This window comes from Runella rosea (genome assembly GCF_003325355.1).
Classification (GTDB): domain Bacteria; phylum Bacteroidota; class Bacteroidia; order Cytophagales; family Spirosomataceae; genus Runella; species Runella rosea.
This window is the reverse complement of record NZ_CP030850.1, coordinates 4,202,354-4,220,805: the sequence shown is the minus strand read 5'-3', so window position 1 is coordinate 4,220,805 and position 18,452 is coordinate 4,202,354. Positions and strand designations below refer to the sequence as shown.

The window sequence follows — 18,452 nt, the reverse complement described above, 5'->3', positions numbered from 1 at the left end:
ACTGGTTAATTATAAATAAGTGAGCGATATTTAAGGTGTTTTCTTGAAAATGTACAATTTTTTTTCTTTCTTCGCTTCTCATTACCCACCTTAATAAATAACCCACAATGCCAAACGTTTATCAAGACGCTGTTGTAACGAAGTATAATATCTTCAACAGCTTGTTCCTGAGTCTACCGTTTCATGACATTTTTCGAACAGGAACACTCTTACCACTGCTTGTGCAGGCCAGCGAAGAGGGATTTGAAGCAGGAAACAGCCCGCAACAAATCATTGAGTCTTTTTTTGAAGAATACACCGAACACGCTACCGAGCATGAAAGGCGAGATATGCTTTTTAATTTTATTAAATTCATTGAGCGTCAGGTAGTTTTGTTTGATTCAGTAGAAGATGCAGGTTTTGACCAAACGCATGATTTAAATGGTCCGGGATCCATTACGCAACTCCTGAACCGTATAGACAGCGACGACCTACGTGAAAAGCTGCTCAAAAAATTGGATGATTTTTGTGTACGAATCGTTTTGACGGCCCACCCTACCCAATTTTATCCGGGAAAAGTGTTGGGTATCATCACCGATTTGGAGGAAGCCATCAAAGACAATGATTTTGTAACGGTCAATAATTTGCTCCTTCAACTGGGGAAAACAGGGTTTATCAATAAGAATAAACCGACTCCTTTTGATGAAGCGTTGACGTTGGGATGGTTTTTGGAAAATGTATTCTACGAAGCCATTCCGGCCATCATGAAAAAGTTACTTCGTGGGCTCAACTTCCCAATTGATAAATGGGAACATACCGAACTCTTTCGTTTGGGCTTTTGGCCGGGCGGTGACCGCGACGGTAATCCTTTCGTAACGTCGGATGTGACCTTGCAAGTGGCCGATCGCCTGCGCCAGATTCTGCTTAAATGTTATTGGCGTGATATAAAGTACCTAAAGCGTCGGCTAACGTTTGATGGTGTGGAGGATTTTATTGCTACCGCAGAAAGAAAAGTTAATAATGCGATCTATTATCCTGAGCAGGAACATTACGCTACCGCCGAAGAATTGCTTAGTGATTTACAGCAGGCCAGAGAAGTTTTGGTAAAACATCATGATAGCTTTTTTGTAGATTCTTTAGATGATACTATTCTAAAAATCAAGCTTTTTGGATTCTTCTTTGCCAGTTTGGATATTCGCCAGGTTAGCCCAAAACATTCATTGGCTTGGGAGGAAGTATTGACCAAAATTGAGAAACAGGTACCCGTATTTACGTATACCGACTATCAAAGTTGGGATGAAAAACGCAAAATAGACTTTTTACTTTCATTGCAGGTAGAGTTGACAGAGACGGATTTCCATGACCCTATCACGCAGGATATTTACGGCTCAATGTTGGCGATTCGTGAAATACAACGCCGCAACGGAGAATCAGGGGCACATCGTTACGTAATCAGTAACTGCGCTAGTGCCTTAAACGTTGTTGAAGTATTGGCGTTGATGAAAAACGTCTGGAAAACGTCTGAAATCGGCGTTGACATTGTTCCTTTGTTTGAAACCGTCGATGATTTGGCGGGTGCGGCCGATGTAATGAAGCAATTGTTCGAGAACAAATATTACCGTGAACACTTGGCTCGACGCGGAAATCAGCAAACCATTATGGTTGGGTTTTCGGACGGAACCAAAGACGGCGGTTACCTTCGCGCTAACTGGTCAATTTTTACGGCCAAAGAGCAATTAACCAAAATCTCGCGCGAATATGATGTCAAAGTCACGTTCTTCGACGGTCGCGGAGGCCCTCCAGGTCGTGGGGGTGGAAACAACCACGCGTTCTATGCGTCGTTGGGTAAAGACATCGAAGACAAAGAAATTCAGCTAACCGTTCAGGGACAAACCATCAGTTCAAATTATGGAACTGTTCCAACGGCCATGTACAATCTGGAAAGATTGTTTACGGCGGGGCTTGAAAATCATCTTTTTATGGCTAAAAATACCAAAGATCAGCTTTCTGATGCCGATAAAGCCCTGATGGAAGAATTGGCCAACGTAGCGTATGATGCCTATTTAGGACTAAAAAATCATAAGACGTTTGTGCCGTATTTGGAGAAAATAACGCCGCTTCGTTTTTACGGACAAACCAAAATTGGAAGCCGCCCCGACAAGCGCGGCAGCGGCGGCGGACTCAAATTTGAGGATTTGCGGGCTATTCCATTCGTGGGTTCATGGGCGCAAATGAAGCAAAATGTGCCTGGTTTTTACGGGTTTGGTTCGGCACTCGAAACCTTGAAGAAAAACGGCAAAATGGATGCGTTGAAGAAGTTATACAAGCGCTCACTTTTTGTACGTACACTCGTCGAAAACTCTATGCAGTCATTGATGAAGGCGTATTATCCAGCTACGAAATACCTCAAGGAAAACCCTGAATTCAGTACGCTCTGGAATATGATGTTTGAGGAATACGAGCGTAGCATCAATCTGATGCTAGAGTTTTCGGGCGAAAAAGAATTGATGAATCAAAATCCTGTAACCAAAGAGTCCATCATTGTTCGGGAGCGTATTGTATTACCGCTGATGACAATTCAACAATATGCCCTCCAAAAGCTTCAATCGGCAGATTTGCCTGCGGCTGAAGTGGATGTCTACAGTAAGTTGGTGATGCGTGCCATGTTTGGTATCATCAACGCCGCACGGAATTCGGCGTAGTTAGTACTTACTCACCTTCCCGAAAGTTTCAAAACTTTCGGGAAGGTGTATTTCAGACTTGGAAAGTTTTTAAAATTTTCCAAGTCTTTCCAAAAACAGATTATTCCACCTTCATTACATCCGTACGCTGACCTACGCCATTTTCATTAAAAGGCTCGATTGAAAAGTAGTACGTAGTACTTTTATCCATGGCTTTTAAGTAATGTTCATTTTTGCCGTACACCATAATGCTGCTGTACAGTTTATCGGGTGCAATGCCAAAGTGAATGTGATAACCCTGCGCGCCGCTTTCTGGATACCATTTCAGCCATGCATTGCGTTTGTCATCTTCCTGCCGCAAAACAATAAATCCTTTTACTGATTTTGGTGCATTTCCTTTTCCTTTCCCAAAAACTCGCAACCCGCTGATGGCAAATTTGCCCGTGGCCATGTGAATATTTTCCAGTTTGATAAAACGAGTTTCAACGGGTTTGGGTAATTCAATATAATCGTGAGGAACATCGGTACGGTTTTGGCTTTTATCTACCAAAATTTGCCATTTTTTGCCGTCCAAAGAGTGCCAAAGTCGGTATTGGTGATAAATGTTGGTAAATTTTCCCAGAAACATGGAATCTACATCCTGATCAGCGTAGTTAATCTGGATGGCATTGACGGTAGAAATCGCGCCCAAATCGCTCTGAATCCATTCTCCCTTGTTTGCACTAGTAGCACTCCAATAGGTCTTGATATCTTCGTCAACGGCGTAATTGGCCGCAAAACCGCTCAACGAGGAGGAAACCTGCACTGGTTTATTGTAATTGAGTAACATCCAGCCCGTAAAACGGCTTTTTAGGTGGTTGGCCTTTCCATTGGGCAATGTGTGCGGGTAATCGCCAAAGGTAGTGTTTGAATACATGATACCCTCTTTATCAAAACCCGTTGGAAACAAGACTAAACGTCGTTCGAAATTATTTTTGACCGTCACTACACCCGTTGTAATGTGCCACCAGTTTTCAAAATTATCTTTGAAACTCCCTCCGTGGCCAGCCCCTCTGATGAATCCACCTGGTTTATAGCAAAATGGATTATGTTTTTGATACGTAAAAGGCCCAAGAGGTTTATCTGAAACGTAAACCCCATCGGCATAGCCGTTGAATTCCGTACCTGGCGCGCCGTATTGAAAATAGTATTTACCGTTATGTTTATCCACCCAAGCGCCTTCGATGAAGGGTTTTAGGAAAATATTGTCATTGTAATCACCAAAACGTTCCCACCCGTGTTGGTCATCATGGAGGCGAACCAGTTCTTTTCGTTCGCCGATGGGTTGCAACGTTTTAGGATTGATTTCCCACCCATAAAGCGGATAAGTATTGCTGGAGCCATAGTATAAATAGAGCCGCTTGTCGTCGTCGTACAAAAATGCGGGATCCCATGCGGCACCTTCAAAAGCTGGAACGGCAATTTTCCAATCATCAACGGTGGGATTTGTGCTTTTCCAAATAGCAAACTCTTTGGTGTGCGTTGAGCCAATCACGTACAATGTGTCGCCCATGACCCAAGCGGCAGGCGCGCAAAGTTCGTCGTAGACTTTGTTGTGCGGCAACAGGAATTTCCGACTTACAAAGTTCCATTTTGACAGATCATCACTCCACCAATAACCCCATTGATTGGTGGAGAACAAAAAGTATTTTCCTTTGAAATTGACAATCAGCGGGTCGGCAGTCGCGCGGTGACGACCCGCTTCGGAGAAGTTGGGAATGGGGGTAAACCCATAATCCAAATTGATAGGATTGCAGTAGGTTTTGGACTGAGCCAAGCTCCCATTTGCCCAAAGAATGCAGCAAATAAAGCTGAAAAAGAACTTTTTCATGCGCATAGGTTTTATCTGGGCTTCAACAACTATTGTTGCGCCAACAGATAAAGCACCGCCATTCGTACAGCTACTCCGTTTTCAACCTGATTTAAAATAATGCTTTGACGGGAATCGGCCGCGTCGGAAGTAAGTTCTACCCCCCGATTGATAGGTCCAGGGTGCATTAGTAGAATCTCGTGGTCGAGTTCATCCAGCATTTTTTTGTTAATGCCAAAATACAACGAGTATTCGCGTAGGCTCGGGAAGTATTTCACTTGTAACCGTTCCAGCTGAATACGCAGTACGTTTGCCACGTCACACCACTGAAGGGTTTCTTTAACGTTGTGACTTACTTGTACTCCTAATGAAGATATGTATTTAGGAATGAGCGTTGTGGGTCCACAAACCCGCACCTCGGCGCCTAATTTTATAAGGCAAAAAATATTTGACAATGCCACGCGTGAATGCAAAATATCACCGATGATGGCGATTTTTTTGCCGGCCAAATCTCCAATTTTTTCTCGAATGGAAAATGCGTCCAACAATGCTTGCGTAGGGTGTTCGTGCGTACCGTCGCCAGCATTGACTACGTTGGCAGGAATCCGTTGGGACAAATAATGAGGCGCTCCAGGGCTGCTGTGCCGCATGACAATCATGTCGACCTTCATCGCCAAAATGTTGTTAACGGTATCTAAAAGCGTCTCCCCTTTTTTGACAGAACTGCCCGAAGCAGAAAAGTTGACGACATCGGCAGAAAGCCTTTTTTCGGCCAGCTCAAACGATAATCGTGTTCGGGTAGAATTTTCAAAAAAAACGTTGGCGATGGTTACATCTCGTAGCGAGGGTACTTTTTTGATAGGACGATTAATGACATCTTTAAACTGAGCAGCGGTATCTAAAATACTGTAAATGTCTGATTCGGTGAGGTTTTTGATGCCCAAAAGGTGCCGTACAGAAAGTTGTGACATAGTCAGAAGCACTAAGAAAGTTTTGCAAAGGTACAAAACCCTGCAAGTTTGCGAAATAGTAAGCCATAAAAACCTTGAAAAACGGAATTAAAGAATCTCCTCAAGATTGTCTTTGATGGTTTCGTAAATAATATCTGTCGGTAAATCATTGGCATCCGTTCCGAAAGGATCTTCGATTTCTTCGGCAATGACCTCAATGCTGGCAAAAACGTAGAAAATAATGGCAACGATAGGAATGGCCCAGTACTTAAACTCAATCACAAAGCCGATAGGCATGGTAAAAACGTACAGAAAAATCACTTTTTTCAAAAATAGACTGTAAGCATAAGGAATGGGAGTCCGTTTGATGCGCTCGCAGCCGCCTAGGTTGTCGGTGAATGATTGAAGTTCGGAATTCAAAACAATGAGCTGGTCACCAGTAATATTTTGGTTATGATACAGGTTATTGATTTCCTGATAAATAGCCCCCATGATTTGATTGGGAACGTGCTTTTTTTGTTGATAGAAATCAGTATCATAAGGGCCAGTTTGGGCGAGTTTTTTGACATGAACACCCGTACGTAAATGCTCCTTAGCGGCAAATATATAGTTGATAATTAACACCCTGAACGTTTCCCTTTCGGCGCTGTCCCTGGGTAAAATCGCGTGTAATTTGAGGGCTAAATTGCGGGAATTATTAACAAAGCTCCCCCATAATTTACGCCCTTCCCACCAACGCTCGTAGGCGGTGTTGGTACGAAAAACGAGCAACATCGAAAGTACAAAACCCACCAAAGAGTGAACAACGGTTGTGTTTTTGAAAGATGCATGAAACACATCGTTTTCAACATAAGCCACCACTCCCGTGTAAGCAGCTACGCCAGCAATACCTGGAAGTAAAAACCGAAATGTATCACTGCGGTGAAAAGCAAAAATCAGTTTCCACCAATCTTTAGGATTGTACCCGATCATAATTGAGCGTATTTGTATTCAGGAAAAATTCTGTGGGTGTGGATGCTAAGCTTCGCCCATCGGTCCTCCGAAGTTCATAAAAGGAATGTCAGGGTCTTCTGAATGACGAATATCGCCGTAGTTCTCTTCGTACTTACGGATGTTATCTTTGAGGGCGGCCAATAAGCGCTTGGCGTGCTCGGGCGTCAAAATAACCCGGGCTTTTACTTTGGCTTTAGGAACACCGGGCATCATGCGAATAAAATCCAAGATAAATTCACTGTTTGAATGGGCTATCATAGCCAGGTTTGAGTAGACACCTTCGGCCATTTCTTCCGAAATTTCGACGTTAATTTGCTGTTCGGGCTCGTTTTTGTTGTCAAGCATAAGGGTATTTGGTTTATTGTTGGCAAAAATAACTAAAAAAGCACCCTCTTAAGGAAAGTGCTTTTTGTTTATCAATAACTTCTGGAAAGTGGGGCCTAAAATTCCGCCGATTTTGGGGTACGAGGAAACGGAATCACGTCGCGGATGTTGGTCATGCCCGTCACAAACAGAATCAAACGCTCGAAGCCAAGGCCAAAACCTGAATGTGGAGCGGTTCCGAATTTACGGGTTTCCAAAAACCACCACATTGATTCTGGCTCGATGCCCACTTCATGCATACGGGTGATTAACTTATCGTAGTTTTCTTCGCGCTGCGAGCCGCCGATGATTTCACCGATGCCCGGAAACAACACGTCCATCGCGCGCACAGTTGGGCCGGGTTCGTTGGCCGTTTGCTCATTTTGTTTCATGTAAAACGACTTGATGGCCCGTGGATAATTGGTTAGAATGACGGGTTTCTTGAAGTGTTTTTCGACCAAAAACCGCTCATGCTCTGATTGTAAATCAACGCCCCATGCCACTTCGTACTGGAATTTTTTCTCTTTAAACGGCTTGGATTTCATCAAAATATCAATCGCTTCGGTATACGTAATGCGCTCAAACGCATTTTCAACCACGAAATGAAGTTTTTCCAACAAAGGCAGTGAACGCTCGTTTTGAGGTTTTGATTTTTCTTCTTCTTCGAGGCGCTTTTGTAAGAAATTCAAATCGTCTGCGCAGTTTTCAAGGGCGTAGCGGATAACGTATTTTACAAAATCTTCGGCCAAGTTCATGTTGTCTTCTAGCTCGAAGAAAGCCATTTCGGGCTCAATCATCCAAAACTCGGCCAAATGGCGTGTAGTGTTAGAGTTTTCGGCGCGGAAGGTGGGCCCAAACGTATAAATTTTAGACAATGCCATGGCTCCCAATTCTCCTTCCAATTGCCCCGAAACAGTTAGGTTAGTTTCGCGCCCGAAGAAATCTTCTTTGAAATCAATGTTGCCTTCATCGGTACGTGGCAATTTATTCAGGTCTAAGGTCGTCACACGAAACATTTCTCCCGCTCCTTCAGCATCAGATGCGGTGATGATGGGCGTATGCAGGTAATAAAAACCGTTGTCGTTATAATATTTATGAACGGCAAATGCCAACGCGTGACGAATGCGTAGAATAGCGCTGAAGGTATTGGTTCGGGGACGCAGGTGTGCAATTTCCCGCAAAAATTCCAGCGAATGCTTTTTGGGTTGCAATGGATACACGTCTGGGTCGGCTGTACCATACACGAGCACGTCGGTGAGTTTTACCTCCACGGCTTGTCCTGAGCCGACGGATTCAACCAAATTTCCCGTTACTTTTAGACACGAGCCAGTAGTTATCAACTTGAGTGTTTCTTCGTTGATTTGGCCTGGCTCGGCTACTGCTTGGATATTATGAATGGTAGAACCGTCGTTGAGTGCAATAAAAATGGCGTTTTTGCTCTCGCGTTTGGTACGTACCCAGCCTTTGACAACGACTTCGCTGCCGACGTTGGCTTCTGAAAGAATCTGTTTAATCTGTATCGGACCCACGTTTATAATTTTAGTAGTGATTGCTTTAATTGCCGTGCTGTAAACATCTAAAACATTCTTTTTAGGTCTTTCAGAACGACAAAATAAATTAAAGGCTGCAAAATTAGGGTTTTAAAGTGGTTCGGCAAAGAAGGAACCATTTTGAAATCAAGGTTTTGGGTTTACCGAAATCTTCTTTTACATTTGAATAACCCTAACGTTTTATGGAAAATGTCTATTCGAGTACTCATCACCGACGACCACCAGATTGTATTGGATAGTCTTTCGCTGCTTATTTCAACCATTTCTGATATGGAGGTAGTTGGTACGCTCAACGATAGTCGCAAAGTAATGGGCTTTTTGGAGACCCACGAGGTAGATATTTTAGTGACTGATTTAAGTATGCCTTACCTTACTGGCGTGGCGCTTACGTTACAGGTCCGGGATAAATTTCCCAATTTAAAAATTTTGATGTTAACCGTATCGGAAGACGCGGATAACATTCGTCAGGCGTTTCAGGCGGGTATTTCGGGCTATGTCATGAAAAAAGCCAATCGAGCAGAGTTGGAAAAAGCGCTGAAGACCGTAGCGCGTGGCGAAAAGTATTTTAGCGAAGCTGTCATGAAAGAGTTGTTGAGCCCAGCAGCGGTGGCTTCCACTCCTTCGAATGAATTGCCCGGCGAGCCGATTGCGGTTACGGCGCGAGAGTTGGAAATCATTCGGCTCATTGCGCAGGAACTTTCCACCTCCGAAATCGCCGAGCATCTTTTTATCAGTGTAGGTACGGTTGAAACCCATCGCCATAATATTCTTCGCAAATTGGGCGTCAAAAACTCCATCGGAATCATTAAGTACGCCGTCAGGCATAAATTGGTTTAAACGGGTACTTCGATCGTCACTTTGGTGCCTGTCGTTGGCTTACTGTCAATCAGCCAAGTTCCGTTCAACGCTTCTACGCGGGCGCTAATGTTGCGCAGGCCAACGCCCGTGGCCTTTTCTACGTTAGACATGCCCACTCCGTCGTCGCTGACAGTCAGGCTGACTACTTCATGGTTTTGGGAAATACTTATCCAAACTTGTTGTGCTTGGGCGTGTTTGAGTACGTTATTGACCAATTCTAGGGCTACGCTGTACAATTGATATTCAATTTTGGGGTTAAGACGCTCTGTTATTCCGTTGGTTATTAAGTGAAAAACAGTCTTTGCATTGACGTTGAGTTTTTCGGTCAACTTTTGTAAGGCTGCTACTAACCCTTGCGTTTCGAGTTCGGTCGGAAGCAAATTATGCGAAATAAGCCGTACATCGGCATATACATCTTCGAGGGTTTGGAGAAGGCCTGCGTGGATTTTTTGGTCAGCTTCGGGGTATTTTGAGGTGTCAAGGGCTTCCAAACGCCAGCGTAATGCAGCTATCTTTGTGTTAAGATTATCGTGAAGTTCTGAGGCAACGCGCTTTCGCTCAATTGTTTGTCCTTTCAAAAGTGCATCTTCTATTTCGCGATTTTTGGTTTTTAGTTGTTGATTTTTTGCCTTTAGCTTTCGGTTGGACCAGAAAATAAAACAAGTTAGCAATACCCCTAAGACAGAAAGTCCGATTAGAAAATTTTGGGTTTGAATTAATTGCTCATTTTCTAAATCGGTGATACGCAATTGCTGTTTCTCGGCTTCGTACTTAGCTTGAAGTTCGGCGTAGGCTTTTTGGACCGAAAATCGGCCTAAACTGTCTTCGTGTGTTTTATGAAGTTCGTAGTATTTGAGGGCATTTTTGTAGTCGCCTGTGCGCTTGTATGTTTGGTAAATGTAATTTTCGGCCCGCGATTCCATTTCTTTCCAACCTGATTTTTGGGCATATTCAAGACTAGCTTTGCGATATTCGAGGGCTTTTTCGTACGATTTTTGTTGCTCATAAATGTCGGCTAAATCGGCGTAAGTAGCAAAAATGACAACACGGTTGTTGTAATGTTTGGCAATGCGTAAGGCGTTGTCGCGGTAGTCATTGGCTTTTTTTTCGTCACCGAGTTTCATGTACACATTGGCCAGACAATGCGGATTATCGGCCTTTAGCGTTGGGCTAGTGGTGTAGGGAATGTTTTTTTCCACTTCTTTGTAGTAAAACAGGGCTTTTTTGTAATTCCTGATACCAAATGAATCATAGTAATTGTAGTCGCCCAGAAAGTCATAAATCCAGCAGAGATTGTTCTTGTTTTTAGTGGCTTTGGCATAAGGAAGGGCTTCATTCAGCATCTCAATGCATTTGTCCGTCAACCCATTATTGTTTAAAACAAAAGCGGCCAATACATAAGCATAAGCCAGTTCAAACGAATCCCCTCCTGCTTTTTTGAGGAGTTGAATAGCGTTGGTGTAATGCTTGAGCGCTTCGGTATAGTTTCCCTTCACGTCGTTTTGTTTTCCCAAAGCCCGCTCATGTAAGCCTAAACCTTTGGGCCAATTGGTTTTTTTTGTAAAACGTTGTAACGAATCCAAAAAAAACTGATTACGGGAATCGCCCATATTAAGTGAGCGCTCGGTCAGTAAGCTCAGACTCAAAATAATATTAGTATCTCGTTGGCTAGAGGCTTTTTGTGTGGATAAGTCTTTTATGTGGTGGATAAGACTGTCTAGCAGTGGGTTTTGAGCATGAATAAAACCCAAGGAAAAGGTAAAAAAAAGAAGGAAGCATACGGTTTTTTTCATAATCGAATAGGTATTTCAACGCTCACTTTGGTGCCAGTTTCGGGTGAACTGCCAAGCGTTAGCTTTCCGGATAAAACATCCACTCTGTTTTGTAAATTTTGCATCCCCATTCCTTCCGTTTGACTTTCGGTGGGCATTCCAACGCCGTTGTCGCTGACAGTCAACGAGAGTTGGGTTTCGGTTTGGCTCAAACTTATCCACACTTCTGTGGCTTGGGCGTGTTTGAGCACGTTATTGACCAATTCCATGGCGATGTTATAAAGCTCATGTTCTACCTGCGACGGAGGGCGCGTTTGGTCTGCATCGGCTACTAAATGAAATTCGGTTTTTGTGTTTACGTTCAGTTTTTCCACCAATTTTTGTAAAGCAGATACCAGTCCATGGATTTCTAGTTCGGCTGGGAGCATATTGTGCGAAATTAACCGGACATCGGCGTAAACATCATTGGCCATGTCAATCAACCGACTGTGAATCTTTTGGTTAAAAGGATTAAAGTCTTCGGCTTGCATGGCTTCCAAATGCCATCTGACGGCGGCAAGTTTGGTATTGAGGTTGTCGTGAAGTTCGGAAGCTACGCGTTTGCGTTCAATTTTTTGTCCCTTGAAAAGTGCTTCTTCAATTTCTCGATTTTTCGTTTTCAGTTCTTTATTTTTGATTTTTAACCTACGATTAGACCACAACACAAACACCAATCCTACTATCCCCAAAAGAGAAAGTCCAATAAGAATGTTGCGCGTTTGGGTAAGTTGTTCGTTTTCAAGGGTTTGGATACGAAGTTTGTTGGCTTGTTGTTGTTTTTCAAATTCATAGGTCATCGAAGAAACGGTAATTTTCTGGAGTGCTTCATTGTTGAGAATACTGTCTGATTCGGCTTTATAGTTTTTTAAATGAAAAAGCGCCTTTTGAGATTGCCCCAACGATTCATAAGCTTCGGCCAGTTGACGGTGGTATTCGGCCATTTCCTTGCGCAATGGTGGCTCAGATCCCGCCGCCCATTCCAACCCAGTTTGAGCGTACGAAATCACTTTTTTGTATTGTTTAAAAACCAAATAAATCTTGCCGAAATTGATTTGTGAAAGATGGTCCAAGGATTCGTTGGAGTCTATTTGGCTTTTGTATAAACTATCGGCAGCATGGGTGTATTGCAGTGCTTTTCCGTATTCTTTTAGTTTAAAATACGCTCCGCCAATTCGCCCGTAGGCCCTTGGCAACCACTGAGTTGCCTTCGAAATTTCGTGGATTTTGGCCGCGCGTTGATAGGAATCCAATGCTTCTTTGTATTTACCCTGGTTTTCAAAAATCTCGGCGCGTTGGCTAAAAATGTATGCCCGTAGGCGTTCGTCATTAAGTTTTTGGGCAATGACTTCGGCTTCTTTGAAGCAGGCCAAGGCGTTTTCGTAGCGGCCCATTTCGCGGTAAAAACTCCCTAAATTGGGAATGGTAGAGCGTAAGGCCATCAGGTCATTGGTTTCTTCCTGAAGTCTGCGCGCTTTGAGCATCAAGTCTATGGCGGCGGCGTATTTACCGTCGCTGATGAGCAAAAGAGCCATTTCGGCATATACGGTACCTTGCCAGACTTTATCTTTGTTTTCAATAAACAATTGTAAGGCTTTGTTAAGCAGTTGATTTACCTGTGATTGTTTCTCGAAAAAACTCTCATACAGTTGGGCCCGACGAAAATACACTTGTCCCTCCAATGATTTATCAGGAAGAGATTTTGCAATTTTTAAGGTGGCGTCGAGGTGGGCGTAAGCGGTGTTTAGGTCGGTAAGGTATTCATTTTCAATTCGAACCAATTGTAACCTTGCTTTGGCTTCGCCGCGTAAATGATGAAGTTTTTGCGCCAGCAAGACTGATTGATTACAATACACTTTTCCCAATGAATCGTTTCCCTGAAGCCAAAAAGCCCGTCCTAGGTCGTACAAAATGTTTACTTTATTGGTATCAACCGCTGTTTTTGCCAATACTCGTAGCAAAGAATCCGTTTTTTGGGCGTGAGCCGAAAAGCAAAGACAGCAAAAGCAAAACAAACATTTCTTCATCGACTTCCCTTGATTGTAGAATAGGGAAAATAAGTACAAAACGTAATCATTTCCAAGCCGATAGTCCAAATATATAGGTTTTCCTATAGCTAAAATATAGGTAATTATGGATGTCTTAGTGCTGAGTTGTGGCGGCGGGATTCCTGAATGAAAAAAGAAATTCAAAAGGTCTATGCCATGCATTTCAGTTAGGTAAATTTGCTTAAATTCAGCATTTATGTGATATTTGATAACAACTTGATGCCCAAAGTAAAACTTAGCCTAAACCCATGTTTTTCGTCCCAAAAAACGTTCTTTTTCAACACTGTCAACCTACGGTTTTTGCCTTAGGGCTCGGGCATGGTTTGTCTGATGCGGCGGCGGGATATTTGATGGGAGGCTTGGCGCATCGGGCCGATTTTGGGCAGATTGCAGGAGTAGTAATGCTCTACAATGTATTGGCTTTTGGCGGTCAGCTTCCTGCGGGTATATGGCTGGACCGAGTCGGTCAGTTTCGGGCCGCTTCGGTGATTTCATTGGCAGCCATGATTGCCGCACTTCTCTTTTCAACGACAAATGTTTGGTTTTTTACGGCGTTGGCGGGTATCAGTTCAGCTTTTTTTCACGTGGCTGGCGGAGGTACTACGTTGATGAGTTTCCCACAAAAGTCGGTTTTTGTGGGAATGTTTTCGGCATTTGGGGTTTTGGGGTTGGCATTGGGCGGATGGGCGGCGGCCCTTCATTGGCAGTGGGTTATGTATTTTCTGATGGCGGGTTTAGCCTTGGTGATATTGTTTTTGGGTTGGGCAAAATTCCCTGACGCTCAAAAAAGGGATACTCAATGGAAAGAGCAACCGCTGCTCGATACGCACGATTATCTCATGATTTTGTTGCTGGCGGCCATTGCCATGCGGTCGGCGGTCTGGAATTTTGTTCAATTACTGTATACGCATCAATACGAATGGCTGTTTTATACCGCCTTGGCCGCCATGATTGGAAAACTCGTGGGAGGTTGGTTGGCCGACCGCATGGGAGCGAGATTGTACACACTGACCGCCTTGGCAGTTGCGGTTCCAGCGTTGTCGTGGGGGTATCGAAAATTATTCTGGTTAATGCTTGGAACTGGATTGTTACAGTCGGTTACACCGGTGAGCGTGACGGCTTTGCAGCGGATTTTCCCAAAACTGCCGGCTACCATCAGCGGGGCAACGTTTGGCCTGGCGATTGCCTTGGGTGGAGTCATTCCTTATTCTTCGCTGCTGTCAGAGATTTATTTTTTACCTCAATTAATCTTGTTAGGACTGTGCGCTTGGGGATTATATTTCTACGCGTTCAAACTTCATAAAACCCTTTACAATTCATGAAAAAATTATTTTTTCTGGTTGCACAATTCATGGTATCGTCGGTTTGGGCTGATGAGGTTGGGAATTATAATCAATCGAGTCAATCCAATGATAGTAGTACAGAATTGTTGTTAGTGGCAGGAGTGGTGGCCATAGCTGCGTTATTTTATATCCGTTACCGTCGCGCTCGAAACAAGCCTTAATTTGGGGATGTATATGCTTTTAATGTATTGGTTATTAAATGTTTACCCTAACTATCCTTTATGAAAAAGCTTCCTTTGTTTCTTTTTTTGATGGCTGCTTCCCGAGTTGCTTTTGCAGACCTCGTACAAACGCCAACTGGCTCACCAGTTTCTGATGTATTATTATTGGTTGGTGTTTTGTCCATTGCCGTTTTGCTGTTTGTGCGGTATCGCCGAGCTCGCCAAAAGCACTGACATGTGGATTCATCTTCTCAAAACGTGGCTGGTTGAGATTCCCATCCTCTGGTTGTTTTTGCGACGTAATGACCACCTGACATCTATTGTTGGGCTAGGTGCCCTGATTAACGTATCGACCTGGACGTTTCTTGTCTACTATTATTATCAATTTGGGGGTAATATTTATTTTTTAGAGCTACTCGTTGCACTCGTGGAAAGCCTGTGGATAAGGAGTTTATGGAGTATAAATTGGCCAAAAAGCGTTCTCATTGGATTGGTTGCCAATGCGGTGAGTTTTGGGCTTGGTTGGTCAGGAATTCTTTGATTTTTGCTTCTCTATAGGAAAACCTGTACGTCTAAATGTATGTTTTCCTGTATTCTAAATGTAGGTGATTCCGGATTTACGGGCATTGGGTTTTGAAGGAACTTTGTATCGTTCAATCATAACGATAAAAATGTTTTCACTCATGGAATCCAACGCTGCCTCAATAGAGCATTCTAAGCCTCAAATTCATCCAAACAATGCCCATGATGAGGGCTTTTTTGCGGTTTTGTTTGATATTACCAAAAAACACACCCTGCTTTTTACGTTCTTCTTTCTGATTCCTTTCATTGTTTTGCTCATTTCTTTGGGCTTAAAGTGGTATTATATTTTTTACGATACGATGCACTACCTGTCTGATTTTCAATCTATCAATGGTAAGTGGACTGACCCCCAAAATTATTTCAGCCCAGGCATTGATAAGTACATTCGTGAGTTGGACATCGCTGGTTTGGTGGGGGGCATTGTCGGGATTTTTATTGGGTTGTTTTTGACGGTTACTACCGAGAAAATAAATCGGCAAAAAGAACGCCTCAATCAACAAGAAATGGACCACATTAAAACCCAAACAGGGTTGTTGGTGCAGGCGACCAAGTCGCTGAACGGCATCATGATGGAAGTGAGCGGCAAGGTCAACGAGAAAGTGCAACTCATGGAAGGGACCAAAGATGTGTTGGAAGGTATTGATAAAGTAATAGAACTTTCAAAAATACAGGGAAATAGCTTATTGGTGCTGTCAAATACGGCCAAAATTGAGGCAATCTCCCCTTTTCGGATGGATTTAGTAGCCAAACACGCCGATTTAAAACCCCATGAACTGCGCCACGCTACCCAATTTGATTACGCTCGTCGTGCCGAAGCGTTATTGCGGGATTGTACCGATGTTGAAAATAAACTCAAAGAAACAGCCATTTATCTGCAAAAAATCGGCAGCGGTGCCCGTGTAGAATTTGTAACGCTCAATGACCAAAATGAAGGTTCAAGCCACGCCTTTTTAAAATATTTAGGCAAAATATTCAACGAACATGTCTTGGTCGAAACCTACCGTAGTGGTAGCAATTCGGCGCTGGCCGTTAATGAAACCGTACCCCACCACAACCGTTTTATGATTGCCATGAACGGACAGGAAGAAACCGATGCGCAGTCGGTTTTGATTCGTCAACTCTACAACCAACATTCGCAGGCCATGCGCGAAATGCTGGACTTGGGGGTTCGCGTTACCAAAGTCAACAAAACGCTGCCCATTCAATTGTTCATAAGCACTCCTCGTGAAAACACCCCTGGTATTCAGAAAACCTTGTGTGTGTGTATTTTGGGGAGTGGCTCCAACTCCAGCGGCCGCCCTTCAAAATTGACCGCTTTTCTCACTGACGACCCGCACATTGTATCTTCTATGGTTGAGCTATTTTATGATTACGAATCAGATGCCACGCTCAACACCCGTGAGTTTATGCAGAAATTGTAAAATTAGTACGCGGCCCGTCCTACCTCCTCACTTCTCACTCCTAAAGTTCATGTCGACCGTCACCCTTATAAAAAAGCTTTGGCCATTTGTTCAAAAGTATCGTCAGAGTTTAATCGGTGCCTTTATTCTCACGGGAGTAGGGGCTTTATTGGCACAAGTAACTCCTTTGGTGATGGAATATACCGTCAATACCGTTCAGGATATTCTTGATAAAAAAAAACAAACCCAACAACAAATCGCTTGGATAGTTGGCGGGCTAGTGTTGGTTTTGTTTGCCAAAGAAATTATCAATTTGCTGGTACAATTGGGGCAAAAATTCTTGAGCGACCGCCTGCGGTTTCGCCTGGCGGCCGATTTACACAATTACTCCATCAAGCGAATGGTGTCGTATCATTTGTCTTTTTTTGCGCTTTCGCAAAACCAAATTGGAAAGCTTGAAAAACGGATCGACAAAGGCATCGAGAGTCTGACCAAAACCGTCAAAAATTTGTTTGTCGACATTGTGCCCATGTTCGCGAATGCGCTGTTGGCTTTGGCTTTGATGTACAAAAAAAACATTTGGGTGGGCGTGTGTGCTACCCTCATCATGCCACTTTATGCGCTCATCAGTCGGGAACAATCCAAGCGGCAAAAACTGATTCGGCGAAATATTCAACAGTTTCGTGAAGAAAAAGCCAACACACTTTTTAACCTTATTGAATCTATTTTTGTCGTAAAATCTTTTGTAAGAGAAGAATACGAGACAAGCCGCCAATGGAAATTAACGCAACAACTCTCCGACAGCGAAGTAAAACACCATCGAACCAATTATCTTTTTGATGGCCTGAAAAGCATTGCGGAGCAATTAGGCGTAGTCATGGTTTTTGTGGTCACCATTTACTTTGTCCTGAACCAACAAATGACCGTCGGGGCGATTTTGCTGCACTTGATGTTGTTCAACAACGTTTCGGCGCCCGTACGGCACCTTCACCGCATTTATGACGAATACAGCGAAGCCCTCACCTACGCGGAGGGCTTTTTTGACATGATTGAGAATAACTCATATCTCGAAAACAGCCAAAGCAAAACGATAAATCACTGGAATCTTGTGCATAAATCTTTTGCGGGAACGTTTGAAATGAAAGACGTTGATTTTGTCTACCCCAATGGAAAGCAGGCCTTAAAAGGTGTAAATCTGCATTTGGAAGCGGGAAAAACAACGGCATTGGTGGGTTTGTCGGGGGCAGGAAAAAGCTCAGCCATGAATTTATTGGCGGGCTTTTATTCACCAACCCGTGGAGAAATTTTGCTCGATGGAAAACCCTTGACGGGATACGACCCGCACTGGATTCGTCGAAATGTGGGTTTGGTGATGCAGAAAAACCATATTTTTTCGGGTACCATCGAAGAAAATATTCGTTACGGAAAATTGGAAGCCACCCTAGACGAAATCGTAGCGGCTGCTAAACAGGCGAGTCTGCACGAACAAATTTTACAGATGCCCAATGGTTATCAAACTGAAGCCAAAGCGCTGTCGGGTGGGCAGCAGCAGCGGATTGCTATTGCGCGTTTATTCCTCAAAAATCCACCCATTATCTTCTTAGACGAACCCACTGCAAGTTTGGACGCCATTACGGCGGAGCAAATCAAAGACAGTATCGATGCCATCAAGAAAAATCGTACGGTATTGATTATCTCGCACAGCATCAGCCAAATCATGGACGCTGACCAAATTTATGTGATGCAGGAAGGTGAAATCATTGGTAAAGGTAGCCATGAAACGCTGTACGAGGCAGGAGGGCTTTACCGCGAAATCATTGATTCAAACGCTCGTACCCTCAATATCGGGCGGCTTGCCGCCACGGTTTTGGGCTAACTACAGGTTTT

The 18,452-nt window shown here is 43.6% G+C and carries 15 protein-coding genes; 8 read left to right on the top strand and 7 right to left on the bottom strand.

What is annotated here, in order from left to right; all coding sequences use genetic code 11:
* Window positions 1-107: 107 nt before the first annotated feature.
* Window positions 108-2,681 carry a phosphoenolpyruvate carboxylase gene (locus tag DR864_RS17735; protein ID WP_114068225.1) on the top strand — a complete coding sequence of 858 codons (2,574 nt, stop codon included), beginning with the start codon at window positions 108-110 and terminating at the stop codon, window positions 2,679-2,681.
* Between the two features lie 100 nt (window positions 2,682-2,781).
* Here DR864_RS17735 and DR864_RS17730 read toward each other — a convergent pair whose 3' ends face one another.
* The 5 genes from DR864_RS17730 to asnS form a co-directional block, all read right to left on the bottom strand.
* Window positions 2,782-4,530 carry a family 43 glycosylhydrolase gene (locus tag DR864_RS17730; RefSeq protein ID WP_114068224.1) on the bottom strand — a complete coding sequence of 583 codons (1,749 nt, stop codon included), beginning with the start codon at window positions 4,528-4,530 and terminating at the stop codon, window positions 2,782-2,784.
* 29 nt (window positions 4,531-4,559) lie between these two features.
* The gene (locus DR864_RS17725) at window positions 4,560-5,480 is read right to left on the bottom strand and encodes an aspartate carbamoyltransferase catalytic subunit (RefSeq protein WP_114068223.1); all 921 of its coding nucleotides are present in this window, start codon (window positions 5,478-5,480) and stop codon (window positions 4,560-4,562) included.
* Window positions 5,481-5,567: 87 nt separating this feature from the next.
* Window positions 5,568-6,431: a bestrophin family protein gene (locus DR864_RS17720; protein WP_114068222.1), complete on the bottom strand. Its 864-nt coding sequence runs from the start codon at window positions 6,429-6,431 to the stop codon at window positions 5,568-5,570.
* Between the two features lie 45 nt (window positions 6,432-6,476).
* Window positions 6,477-6,797, bottom strand: coding sequence for a DUF3467 domain-containing protein (locus DR864_RS17715; protein ID WP_114068221.1), 321 nt, complete (start codon window positions 6,795-6,797; stop codon window positions 6,477-6,479).
* Between the two features lie 95 nt (window positions 6,798-6,892).
* The gene (gene asnS, locus DR864_RS17710) at window positions 6,893-8,344 is read right to left on the bottom strand and encodes an asparagine--tRNA ligase (RefSeq protein ID WP_114068220.1); all 1,452 of its coding nucleotides are present in this window, start codon (window positions 8,342-8,344) and stop codon (window positions 6,893-6,895) included.
* Window positions 8,345-8,554: 210 nt separating this feature from the next.
* Between asnS and DR864_RS17705 the strand changes: the two genes are divergently transcribed.
* Window positions 8,555-9,202, top strand: coding sequence for a response regulator (locus DR864_RS17705; protein WP_114068219.1), 648 nt, complete (start codon window positions 8,555-8,557; stop codon window positions 9,200-9,202).
* Here the strand turns inward: DR864_RS17705 and DR864_RS17700 are convergent.
* Both DR864_RS17700 and DR864_RS17695 read right to left on the bottom strand, forming a co-directional pair.
* Window positions 9,199-11,016, bottom strand: coding sequence for a tetratricopeptide repeat-containing sensor histidine kinase (locus DR864_RS17700; protein WP_114068218.1), 1,818 nt, complete (start codon window positions 11,014-11,016; stop codon window positions 9,199-9,201). The two genes, DR864_RS17705 and DR864_RS17700, sit on opposite strands and share 4 nt — an antisense overlap.
* Window positions 11,013-12,992: a tetratricopeptide repeat-containing sensor histidine kinase gene (locus DR864_RS17695; protein ID WP_162793916.1), complete on the bottom strand. Its 1,980-nt coding sequence runs from the start codon at window positions 12,990-12,992 to the stop codon at window positions 11,013-11,015. The genes DR864_RS17700 and DR864_RS17695 overlap by 4 nt, the downstream gene beginning before the upstream one ends.
* 335 nt (window positions 12,993-13,327) lie before the next feature.
* Between DR864_RS17695 and DR864_RS17690 the strand changes: the two genes are divergently transcribed.
* The 6 genes from DR864_RS17690 (at window position 13,328) to DR864_RS17670 (ending at window position 18,441) form a co-directional block, all read left to right on the top strand.
* On the top strand, window positions 13,328-14,401 hold the full coding sequence (locus DR864_RS17690) for an MFS transporter (RefSeq protein ID WP_114068216.1): 1,074 nt from the start codon (window positions 13,328-13,330) through the stop codon (window positions 14,399-14,401).
* Complete coding sequence (locus tag DR864_RS17685) at window positions 14,398-14,583, top strand: hypothetical protein (RefSeq protein WP_114068215.1); 186 nt, start codon at window positions 14,398-14,400, stop codon at window positions 14,581-14,583. The genes DR864_RS17690 and DR864_RS17685 overlap by 4 nt, the downstream gene beginning before the upstream one ends.
* Window positions 14,584-14,643: 60 nt before the next feature.
* On the top strand, window positions 14,644-14,817 hold the full coding sequence (locus DR864_RS29865) for a hypothetical protein (RefSeq protein WP_162793914.1): 174 nt from the start codon (window positions 14,644-14,646) through the stop codon (window positions 14,815-14,817).
* 1 nt (window position 14,818) lies between these two features.
* Window positions 14,819-15,124: a hypothetical protein gene (locus tag DR864_RS17680; RefSeq protein ID WP_162793912.1), complete on the top strand. Its 306-nt coding sequence runs from the start codon at window positions 14,819-14,821 to the stop codon at window positions 15,122-15,124.
* Window positions 15,125-15,254: 130 nt separating this feature from the next.
* Entirely contained in the window at window positions 15,255-16,586 is a 1,332-nt protein-coding gene (locus DR864_RS17675) for a hypothetical protein (RefSeq protein WP_162793910.1), read from the top strand.
* Window positions 16,587-16,635: 49 nt separating this feature from the next.
* Window positions 16,636-18,441, top strand: a complete 1,806-nt coding sequence (locus tag DR864_RS17670; protein ID WP_114068212.1) for an ABC transporter ATP-binding protein — start codon at window positions 16,636-16,638, stop codon at window positions 18,439-18,441.
* The last annotated feature ends 11 nt before the right edge of the window (window positions 18,442-18,452 follow it).

Coding starts and splice junctions, on each gene's coding strand:
- DR864_RS17720 (WP_114068222.1), bottom strand. CDS start 6,431: ATGATCGGGTACAATCCTAAAGATTGGTGGAAACTGATTTTTGCTTTT.
- DR864_RS17715 (WP_114068221.1), bottom strand. CDS start 6,797: ATGCTTGACAACAAAAACGAGCCCGAACAGCAAATTAACGTCGAAATT.
- DR864_RS17725 (WP_114068223.1), bottom strand. CDS start 5,480: ATGTCACAACTTTCTGTACGGCACCTTTTGGGCATCAAAAACCTCACC.
- DR864_RS29865 (WP_162793914.1), top strand. CDS start 14,644: ATGAAAAAGCTTCCTTTGTTTCTTTTTTTGATGGCTGCTTCCCGAGTT.
- DR864_RS17705 (WP_114068219.1), top strand. CDS start 8,555: ATGTCTATTCGAGTACTCATCACCGACGACCACCAGATTGTATTGGAT.
- DR864_RS17670 (WP_114068212.1), top strand. CDS start 16,636: ATGTCGACCGTCACCCTTATAAAAAAGCTTTGGCCATTTGTTCAAAAG.
- DR864_RS17730 (WP_114068224.1), bottom strand. CDS start 4,530: ATGAAAAAGTTCTTTTTCAGCTTTATTTGCTGCATTCTTTGGGCAAAT.
- DR864_RS17690 (WP_114068216.1), top strand. CDS start 13,328: ATGTTTTTCGTCCCAAAAAACGTTCTTTTTCAACACTGTCAACCTACG.
- DR864_RS17700 (WP_114068218.1), bottom strand. CDS start 11,016: ATGAAAAAAACCGTATGCTTCCTTCTTTTTTTTACCTTTTCCTTGGGT.
- DR864_RS17680 (WP_162793912.1), top strand. CDS start 14,819: ATGTGGATTCATCTTCTCAAAACGTGGCTGGTTGAGATTCCCATCCTC.
- DR864_RS17735 (WP_114068225.1), top strand. CDS start 108: ATGCCAAACGTTTATCAAGACGCTGTTGTAACGAAGTATAATATCTTC.
- DR864_RS17685 (WP_114068215.1), top strand. CDS start 14,398: ATGAAAAAATTATTTTTTCTGGTTGCACAATTCATGGTATCGTCGGTT.
- DR864_RS17675 (WP_162793910.1), top strand. CDS start 15,255: ATGTTTTCACTCATGGAATCCAACGCTGCCTCAATAGAGCATTCTAAG.